This window comes from Rubneribacter badeniensis (assembly GCF_002899695.1).
Classification (GTDB): domain Bacteria; phylum Actinomycetota; class Coriobacteriia; order Coriobacteriales; family Eggerthellaceae; genus Rubneribacter; species Rubneribacter badeniensis.
Genome location: NZ_PPEL01000033.1, coordinates 19,365 through 28,420 on the forward strand (window position 1 = coordinate 19,365; position 9,056 = coordinate 28,420).

General features: G+C 67.8%; 7 protein-coding genes. 2 read left to right on the forward strand and 5 right to left on the reverse strand.

Annotation, left to right across the window (positions count from 1 at the left end):
* Nucleotides 1-440: 440 nt before the first annotated feature.
* The 3 genes from C2L80_RS06900 to C2L80_RS06910 all read right to left on the reverse strand — a co-directional run bounded on the left by C2L80_RS06900 (nucleotide 441) and on the right by C2L80_RS06910 (nucleotide 4,134).
* Nucleotides 441-1,673: an ABC transporter permease gene (locus tag C2L80_RS06900; RefSeq protein ID WP_087197343.1), complete on the reverse strand. Its 1,233-nt coding sequence runs from the start codon at nucleotides 1,671-1,673 to the stop codon at nucleotides 441-443.
* Nucleotides 1,660-2,880: an ABC transporter permease gene (locus tag C2L80_RS06905; protein WP_087197345.1), complete on the reverse strand. Its 1,221-nt coding sequence runs from the start codon at nucleotides 2,878-2,880 to the stop codon at nucleotides 1,660-1,662. Before C2L80_RS06905 ends, C2L80_RS06900 begins: the two co-directional genes overlap by 14 nt.
* A gap of 189 nt (nucleotides 2,881-3,069) precedes the next feature.
* Entirely contained in the window at nucleotides 3,070-4,134 is a 1,065-nt protein-coding gene (locus C2L80_RS06910) for an ABC transporter ATP-binding protein (protein ID WP_239938792.1), read from the reverse strand.
* Nucleotides 4,135-4,273: 139 nt separating this feature from the next.
* Between C2L80_RS06910 and C2L80_RS06915 the strand changes: the two genes are divergently transcribed.
* Nucleotides 4,274-5,464, forward strand: coding sequence for a sensor histidine kinase (locus C2L80_RS06915; protein ID WP_239938794.1), 1,191 nt, complete (start codon nucleotides 4,274-4,276; stop codon nucleotides 5,462-5,464).
* Entirely contained in the window at nucleotides 5,461-6,105 is a 645-nt protein-coding gene (locus C2L80_RS06920) for a response regulator (protein ID WP_087197347.1), read from the forward strand. Before C2L80_RS06915 ends, C2L80_RS06920 begins: the two co-directional genes overlap by 4 nt.
* Nucleotides 6,106-6,395: 290 nt before the next feature.
* Here C2L80_RS06920 and C2L80_RS06925 read toward each other — a convergent pair whose 3' ends face one another.
* Complete coding sequence (locus tag C2L80_RS06925; protein ID WP_087197350.1) at nucleotides 6,396-6,740, reverse strand: winged helix-turn-helix domain-containing protein; 345 nt, start codon at nucleotides 6,738-6,740, stop codon at nucleotides 6,396-6,398.
* 45 nt (nucleotides 6,741-6,785) lie between these two features.
* Nucleotides 6,786-8,339 carry a threonine synthase gene (gene thrC / locus C2L80_RS06930; RefSeq protein WP_103262907.1) on the reverse strand — a complete coding sequence of 518 codons (1,554 nt, stop codon included), beginning with the start codon at nucleotides 8,337-8,339 and terminating at the stop codon, nucleotides 6,786-6,788.
* Nucleotides 8,340-9,056 lie beyond the last annotated feature (717 nt).

Sequence of the window (9,056 nt, forward strand, 5' to 3'; positions counted from 1 at the left end):
GCCCGTCTGCATATGTCCCCGCAGCCGCAAGGGAGGGGTTCGAGTTCGCGGGGTGTCGCCCCCGCTGGCTGCTCGGCGCTTCTTGCGCGCTGTGTACCTGCGGAGCGCCGAGCCTATCTTCCCGCATCCTTCGCCCAGTCTTCTTCCTGTCGATCGGGCTGCGCCTGTTCGCGCAGCTGGCCTCTGCTCGAAAACCGGCGACGACGATGGCGGGCGCTTCCCCGTTCGACTTCCAGTGTTTTCGCTGGTGCAAGGAGGTTCCTGCGTCTGCGGAGCGTCGATCCGCTTTCTCTGTCTTCCTTCTCCGTCGAAGCCGTCGGAAGGTGCTCCCTCCGACGAGCGCTGCTGGAGCAGGAGGGCGCTCGTCTGCGCCAGCAGCGCTTGCGTCCTGCCTGCTCGCGTCCGGCTCGCCCGCTTTCCGCTCGCCCCTTGCCCTCGCGCTACCTCCGCACGCCCGCCGCAGCCGCATTGCCGCCGGCGTCGGCGCCTTGCACGCGCAACCGGCTCGCCACGAGCGCGACGGCGAAGAGAGCGAGCGCGAACAGCAAGAGCACGCCCATGTCGCAGAAGATCGGCGCGAGCGCTTCGGGCGTGGGAGCCTCGAGCGCGGCCGCCTTCTGCAGCGCGTCGGTGTACCAGAAAGCGGGCGAAAAGCGTCCGATCGCCTGCACGGCGGGGTCCATCGCGTCGAAGGACACCCATACGCCGCCCAAGAACGACACCGCCATGCCCGCGATGTTGCCGACGGCGTTGCTGATCGTCTCGCTCGCCCCCATCTGCCCGAGCAGGTATCCCGCCGACAGCGGGACGGTGGCGAACGCGAACGACAGCGCCAGCATGAGCGCAAGCCCCGCGGCGCTGATCTGCGCCGCGGCTTCGCCGAACGCGACGAAACCCAGCACCACGGTCCACAGCCACACTCCCGTGGTCACCGCAAGCGCTGCAGCTGCGACCTGCAGGTTGTATCCGGTCGTCGGCAGGGGAGATACGAGGTTGCGCCGTCTGAGGTCGGTGCGGTTGAGCGTGCCCATGAGCAATCCCACGCACACGACGATGGAGGCGAACAGCGTGTAGGTACCCCAGCTGAAATAGAACACGAAGCGCTGCGCGCTTCCCGATCCGCCGCCAAGCTGCACGGTGTCCACCGGTGCCGACGCGCCCGTCGCGTCGCCCGCATGCGCGGCGACGTCGGCCAACGATGCGTCGGGGACGAGCGCCGCATAGGCACGGGCAAGCCCCACGTACTCGTTGGCCTTCTGATCCAGAAGACTGCCTTCGAGCGACGAGTAGCTGTATACCGTCTCGAGCATGGGCGCGTCGCCGCCTGCGCGTGCGGTGTCGAGGACCGCCTGCCCGAACCCTTCCGGCACGATGAGGACGTACGAGACGCTTCCTTTCGCCACGGCGTCCTGCAGGGCGATCTCGGCGTCGTCCAGCGGCATCTCGATCCCGTGCTCGCCCAGGCAATCCACCAGTCCCCGGGAAAGGTCGCTGCCGTCGCGGTCGATGACGGAGAACTTCGCCCGGTATGCCGCAAACGGAGCGTCGTCGCCCTCTCCGAACGAAAGGCTGCTCGCCATGAGCACGCCCAAGAGGCTGAGCACGACGGCGTACACGAGCAGGTAGAGGGGGTGCCGAAGCGTGATCGCGACCGCTGCTTTAAAGACTTTCATAGCGCTGCCTCCTGACAAGGACCAAGGACACGGCGAGCAGCACGGCCGTCGTGGCCAGCAGGACGAGCACGTGCTCGAACGCGCGCTGGAAGGTGTCGTAGTACATGATGCTGTAGAACGTCTGCGCTATCTGCGTGGCGGGGTTGACAAACTCAAGCGCCGGAAACGCCGCGTTCAGCTCGTCGGCCAGCTCCATGACGGGCTGCCCGTACAGTCCGGCGAACAGCGAGGACACGCACACGATGCCGCTGAGCACCCCGCCTTTGATGCCCGCGTCGACCTTCGTCGCGCTTCCCACGAGCGTGCCCAGCGCCGTCGCGAGAAGCGACGAGGCCGCCAGTGCGACGAGGCACGCTCCGTCGCGGCCTCCGAAATCCACGCCCGCCGCAACGCGGATGTAGGCGTAGGCTGCGACAAGGCAGGCGAACGACAGCGTCCAGCTCGCCCCGAGCGTGGCGACGAGCGTCTTCGCACGGCTCACCGCCCCCAAGGCCCGACGTGCGCCGAGCGCGCTCAGGTTCGGCTGCGCGCGGCAGATGGCGATCATCCCCGTTTGGCCGCCGAACAGCGCCGCCATGCCCAAAAGCGCGAAATAGTAGCGCACCGTCTCCTTCGGCGGGTTGCGCGTGACGTCGATCCTCTCCGTGAAATCGGGCGCGTCCAGCAGCTGGGCGACGAAACGCGTGTCGGCAAGGGCTGCCGGATCCTCGTTCGCCACGTCTTCGATGAGCGTGCGGCTGCTCAGGTAGTTGTCGACGACCGTCTTGAGAACGGACTGGTTCGCGCTGTCTACGGAGTCGGGCAGCGCGCCGCCGCGCACGTGCACTCCCGGCACCCCGTCGGCACCCACCGCCACGTAGCCCACGACGCCCTCGTTCGACCCGCCGCCCGGTGCCGACGAGCCGGCGTCGGTGGCGCGCATGAGCTCGATGGCCGCATCCTCGCTTTCCACGCGCGCGACATCGAGCAGTTGACCGTCCCCCGGTTCCGACAGCGCGTCGATCACCTCGGCGAACCCCGGCGCGTCCTCGTAGCGCGCATCGGCCACGACGGCCACGCGGACGGGTTTGAGCTGGGCCGCGTCATCGAGGTGCGCGAACATGAACGCGAACATCGTCGAGAGGACGAGCGGAAACGCGAGCACCCAGATGAAGACGGACCGCTCCCGCGCCAGCGCCAGAAGCGTTCCCTTGAACACGCTGATCATGCTGCCACCTTCCAATCGCATGGGCCGTGCCGGCTGATGAAAGCCGGAGAGGGCCGCCGCGCCCCGAACTGCCGTTTCCGCGCCCGTCCTCGCGCGCGAGGCGCACGGTTGCACGACGCGGCGAATCGGAGCGCCGCAGTGGGCTGGGGCGTCGGCCCGCCCCGATGCCCCGGCGAAGCAGCGGGGCCCTCAGTCCCGCAGCTCCGTTCCGGTGATCTCCAGAAACACGTCGTTGAGCGTGGGCGGCTCGGCCCACACGCGCCCGAACGCGGCGCCGAAGGCCTGCAGCACGGCCAGCACGTCTCCCAGGTTGTGCGTGCCGTTCGCGCAGGCCAGCTCGAGCACGCCGTCCCGGTAGAGCGCGCGCCTCACGTGCGGCAGCGCCCTGAGGCGCTCAAGCGCCGCGTCAGGAAACTCCGGCACGTCCACCTGGATCTTCTCCCCGGCATCGACCATGGCTTTGAGCTCGGCGTTCGTTCCGGTCGCAAGCGCTCGTCCCCGATCCATGATCATGAGGCGCGTGCATATCTCCTCGACCTCCTCCATGTAGTGGCTCGTGTACACCACGGTGGACCCGGCGCGGTTCATCTGGCGAATGCCTTCGAGGATGGCGTTTCTGCTCTGGGGATCGACCGCCACGGTGGGCTCGTCGAAGAACACGAGCTCGGGCTTGTGCGCGATGCCGCAGGCGATGTTCAAACGGCGCAGAAGCCCTCCCGACAGCTTTCGCGGCCGGAACCGCTCGTAGCCTTCCAAGCCCGCGAACGCCACGGCCTCGTCCACCAGGTCGCGCCGACGCGCACGGTCGCTCACGTACAGCGCGCAGAAGTAGTCGATGTTCTCGCGCACCGTCAGCTCCTCGAACACGGCCACGTTCTGCGGCACGACGCCGATGCGCCGCTTCAAGTCGTAGCGCGAGGGCCGCATGGGCTCTCCGAACAGCTCGATCGTCCCCTTGTCGAACGTGAGCAGCTGCAGCATGCAGTTGATGGCCGTGGTCTTGCCCGATCCGTTCGGCCCGAGCAGCCCGAACACCTCTCCCGGCTCGATGCGCAGATTGAAGTGGTCGAGCGCAAGCACCTCTCCGTAGCGCTTCACCAGCCCGTCGACGGCCACGATGCTCCGGCCTTCGTGCGGTGCGCCCGCCAACTTAGGCGCGCGCGGCCCGCCCGCCGTCTCCAACGCGGCTTTCGTCCGGGCGTCGCCCGTCGCCGCGCTCCGTCCCGCCTCCATCGTGTTCGCCAACTTCGCCACCCCCGTCGCTTGCGCGCGTTCTCTTGCGGTTTCGCCGCGCTCGATCACGCGCGGCTTCTCGATCCAGCGTCCATAGTGCCCGATCTGCGGTCGTCGCGGAAGTGCCGGCCGTCACCGTTTGGCGCGAGGGGAGTGACATTTGTCACGGTTGCGGATGCCGTCGCTCATGATCGTCCCGCGCGCCGCGCCGTCGGCCCGCCCGGAGGGCTATACTGGCATCATGAACAGAGAGCGCGCCATCGACCAGATCATCCTCGCGGCGCTTTGTCTGGCGTCCTTGCCGTTCGCGCCGCCTTCGGATATGCACGCCGTCGCGTTTTTAGCGGCTGTGGCGGCGGCATGCTGCCTCGACGTGGCGTCGTCGGCGCCCGTGCGGTTCGCGGCGGCGGGCGCCTACCTCGCGGCGGCGTGCGCGCTGCCCTCGTTCGCGTCGTTTCTGCCGCTTGCCGCGCATGCGCTGGGCTTCGAGCGCTCCCGGCTCGCGCGTGCGGCGTGGATCGCGCCGCTGGCCGCGTCGGCTCGCTCGCTCGGCATGCCGCTGACCGTCCTGCTGCTCGCGCTTTGCGTCGCCGCGTGCCTCATGGCGTGGCGCGAAAGGCGGGCAGAAGGGGAGCGGGCCCGTTCCCGCGCGCTTCGCGACAGCCTGCAAGAGCGGTCGTTGTCGCTTGCGCGGAAGAACCGCGACCTCATGGCTTCGCACGATTACGAGGTGCGCCTTGCCACGCTCGCCGAGCGTGCCCGCATCGCCCGCGAGATCCACGACAACGTGGGGCACTTGCTCACGCGGTCGGTGCTGCAAGTGGAGGCGCTTCAAGTCGTCCACGCCGAAGACGAGCAGGTGCGCGCCGACCTGGCCCGGGTGGGAGCGACGCTCCATGAGGCTATGGACACCGTGCGCAAAAGCGTCCACGACCTGCACGACGACGCGTTCGATCTGCGCTCCCGCCTTGAAAGCGTCGTCGGGGCCTGCGGGCTGCCCGGCGCGCGCCTGTCCTTCGACGCGCGCGACGTGCCGGTGCCCGTGGCGTACTGCTTCGTCGCGCTCGTGCGCGAGGCGCTTTCAAACGTCGTGCGCCACAGCGATGCCGCGCGCGCGGACGTGTCGGTGGTCGAATATCCGGCGTTCTACCAGCTCGTCGTGCAGGACGACGGCTCGGCGGGCGAGGTGGCCACGATGGCGGCTGTTCCAGCGGTCGAAGGGAGCGGCCTCGGGCTGAAATCGATGGAGGAGCGCGTGGCGGCCTTGGGCGGCCGGCTGCGCGCCGAGTATCGGGCGGGACGGGGGTTTCGCGTGTTCGCCATCGTGCCGAAGGAGGAGAAAAGCCTATGATCAGGACGATCATCATCGACGACGACCCGTTCGTCCGCTTGTCGCTGCGCACCATCCTTGAAGCCCAGAAGGACGTGGAGGTTGTCGCCATGGGCGGCACCGGGGAGGAGGCTGCGGCGCTGTTCGACGAGCACGCGCCCGATGTGCTGCTCATGGACATCCAGATGCCGGGTGCGGGCGGCCTCGAGGCCGCCGAGCGCATCCTGGCCGCGCACGGCGACGCGCGCATCGTGTTCCTCACCACGTTCTCCGACGACGAGTACATCGTGCGCGCCCTGCGCCTCGGCGCGCGCGGCTACCTTATCAAGCAGGAGGTGGCCACCATCGCGCCGGCACTGCGCTCGGTCATGGCCGGCCAGAGCGTGCTGGGAGATGAGGTGCTCGAGCGGGTAGAGGCCCTTGTGCGCGCGAAGCCTGCCCCGTCTGCCGCCTCCGAGCGCGTCCCGTCCGTTCTCGGCGTGCTCACCGAACGCGAGCGCGCCATCGTGGAGCTTGTCGCCGAGGGCCTCGACAATCGCGAGATCGCTGCGCGCCTCTATCTGAGCGAGGGCACCGTCCGCAACCACATGAGCGCGATCCTCCAAAAGCTCGGCCTTAAGAACCGCACCCAGCTCGCCGTCTGCTACTACCGCGGGGCGTGACGAGGGAACGGGGAGGTGGCAAAGCGCGACGGTGACAAAGGGACGGGGACGTTGTCACGCCGGCGTGACAACGTCCCCGTCCCTTTGTCACCCCTTTGCCCCTTTGTCACGGCTCGATCTGCAAGCGTATTCCTTTGTCGTTTCCAATGCCGACAACCGGGAAACTTGCCTCGAAACGAGGGGCGAGCAAGAGAAACGGTCCGCAGAACGCGGCAGTGCCTTCAGCCATTTCACCTTCCGGCCTCTTGCAGCGTCTGTGCGGGTTTCAGCCGGGGTCCTTCGCGGGCCTCTTACTTCATCAGCCGCGCGAACTCTTCTTCGGCTTGCTTCTGCAGCTTCTTCTCGATGGCGAGGTAGGCGTCCAGAATCCGATCGCCCGCCTCCGTGAGCTGGCTGCCGTGCGCGCCGTCGCGGTTGAGCAGTTGCAGATCGAGCGCGGCCTCCGTGTCCTTGATGATGCGCCACGCCTTGCTGTAGGCCATGCCCATGCCCTTGGCGGCGGCGTTGAGCGAGCCGGACGTGCGCACGCCCAAGCACAGGCTCGCGATGCCGCGGCCGAACAGCGACCCGCTCTCCGCGTCCGGGTTCATGATGGAAAGCCTGACGGTCGGCTTCAGCTTCTCGAGTTTGCTCATGATGTCGTTCCCTTCTCGTCTCGCGGCGACATGCTCATCAGGCGCTCAGGCGTCCAAGCGCTCGAGGAAGCGCGTCACGGCAGCCTCGATGTCGCCGGTGCCACCTTCGACGACCTCTTCGAAGCGGATGGGAAGCGCGTCGAGCTCGGCCAGGCCGCGCGGGATGTCGGTCGCGCCTGTCTCGCGGGCGATCAGCTCGTTGAGTGCGCAACCCGAAAGCGCCGCCACGTCGTCGGGCAGCAGATCTCCCGGCGCGATGCCGTGCAGCGCGCGGTACACGTTGTCGCCGAACTTCGCCCAGTGCGCCGTGCTCGCGATGAGCACGGGGTTCTCTCCTCGCAGGTTCTCGGCGGCTTGGTAGGCCACCGCGGTGTGCGGGTCCAGCAAGTAGTCGTGCTCGTCGAACACGCGCTTGATGGTGACGAGGCACGTGGCGTTGTCGACGGAATCGGAGGCGAAGGTCTCGCGCACCTTCGCGAAGGTCCCTTCGTCCACGCGGAAGCGCCGCTTCTCGCGCAGGTCGTCCATCCAGCCGGCGATGGCGCTCGCGTCGCGGCCCGTCAGCTCGAAGAGCTGGCGCTCCAGGTTCGACGACACGAGGATGTCCATGGACGGCGACGGCGTGAGCACGAAGTCGCGTTCCGATATGTCGTAGGTGCCCGTGTTGATGAAGTCGGTGAGCACGCGGTTCTCGTTGCTCGCGCAGAAGAGCATGCCCAGCGGCACGCCCATGCGCTTGGCGTAGTAGGTGGCCAGGATGTTGCCGAAGTTGCCGGTGGGCACGCATACGTCCAGCTCGTCACCCAGCCCCAGCTTGCCGTCGGCTACGAGCTGCGCATAGGCCGACACGTAGTACACGATCTGGGGTATGAGGCGCCCCCAGTTGATGGAGTTCGCGCTGGAGAGCGCCACGCCGTGCTCTTCGAGCAGCCGCGCGGCGAAGGCTTCGTCGCCGAACACGTTCTTCGCGCCGGTCTGGCAGTCGTCGAAGTTGCCGCGCACGCCCCACACCTGCACGTTCTCGCCGCGCTGGGTGGCCATCTGCTTGAATTGGATGTCGCTCACGCCGCCGTCGGGGTACATGACGCCGATGGACACGCCCTCGGCGTCGCGGAAACCCTCGAGGGCCGCCTTGCCGGTGTCGCCCGACGTGGCCACGAGGATCATGAACTCGTGATCGAGCTTCCCCTGCTCGCGCAGCTGCTTGGCGCTGGCGGAGAAGAACTTCGGAAGGCACTGCAGCGCCATGTCCTTGAACGCGCTCGTGGGGCCGTGCCAGAGCTCCAGCACGTGGGTGGTGGCGTTGAGCGAGGTGATGGGGCAGATGCGCTCGTCGTCGAAGTTGTCGCCGTAGGCTTGGGCCATCAGCTCGTCGACGACGTCTGCAGGCAGATCGACGTCGAACGCCCGGTAGATGCGCGCCGCGCGCTGCGCGTACGGCTGGTCGGCCAAGGCGCGCACATCGTCGAGCGAGAGTTGGGGAATGCGCTCGGGCACGTACAGGCCGCCGCCCTCGGCCAAGCCATCGATAACGGCTTGCGTGAAGGGAACCGGGCGCTTGGCGCGTCCGCGCGTGTCGGTGTAGAGGTTGTGAGCCATGCCTTGCTCTTTCTGCCGTGAAGATTGCCGTGACAGCGGCGGGCGCTTTGCGTCCACTGCCAGTATACTATGCCGCAAAACCCCCGGTGGTGGAACTATCGCTCGATTTTCCATGCAATTCGCAAGGGCTGCGCGCCCCGGCGGCAATCCCGGGGCCCCGGCTGCCGTCCTTGCAGCTGCGGGTGGCAGCCGGCGCATGTCTCGCGTCCGTGGCGCTCGGGTTTCCTGCCGCCCTTGCAGTTGCGGGCGACAGCCGGGGTGCGCCGAGGCTTTCCTCTCCGCTTCCTTCGTGTTCCCTTCCCTGCTCTCTCGCTTTCGGCGTGGTTCGGGCCGCCCCTCCAAAGGGAGAGTATGGGCGGGGCTTCGCGTGCGCGAAAATCCGCGGTTTCTGGCCAGCAATCCGCGTTCTGGCACGGAGCGAGCCCATCCTGGGGCGCTCCGGAGCGCTTTCATCGCGAACCGAATTCGCCGACCTGGGCTTTTCCCGGGCGCGGGCACCCTCCTGCGTCGAGAGAGGGCGGGTTGTGTGCCAGAGCGCGGTTTCGTGGCCAAAAATCGGAGATTTTCGCGCACGGAGCGGCGCTTGTTCGGACGGCGCGAGCTTGAGCGTCGCGCTTGAAAACGCGGAGAAGGGCGCTCGCTTCAAGCGGAAGGACGGTGAAGGGCGCTCGCCTCGAACGGAAGGGCGGGGAGGGGCGCTTGCTTTAAGCGAAGGGG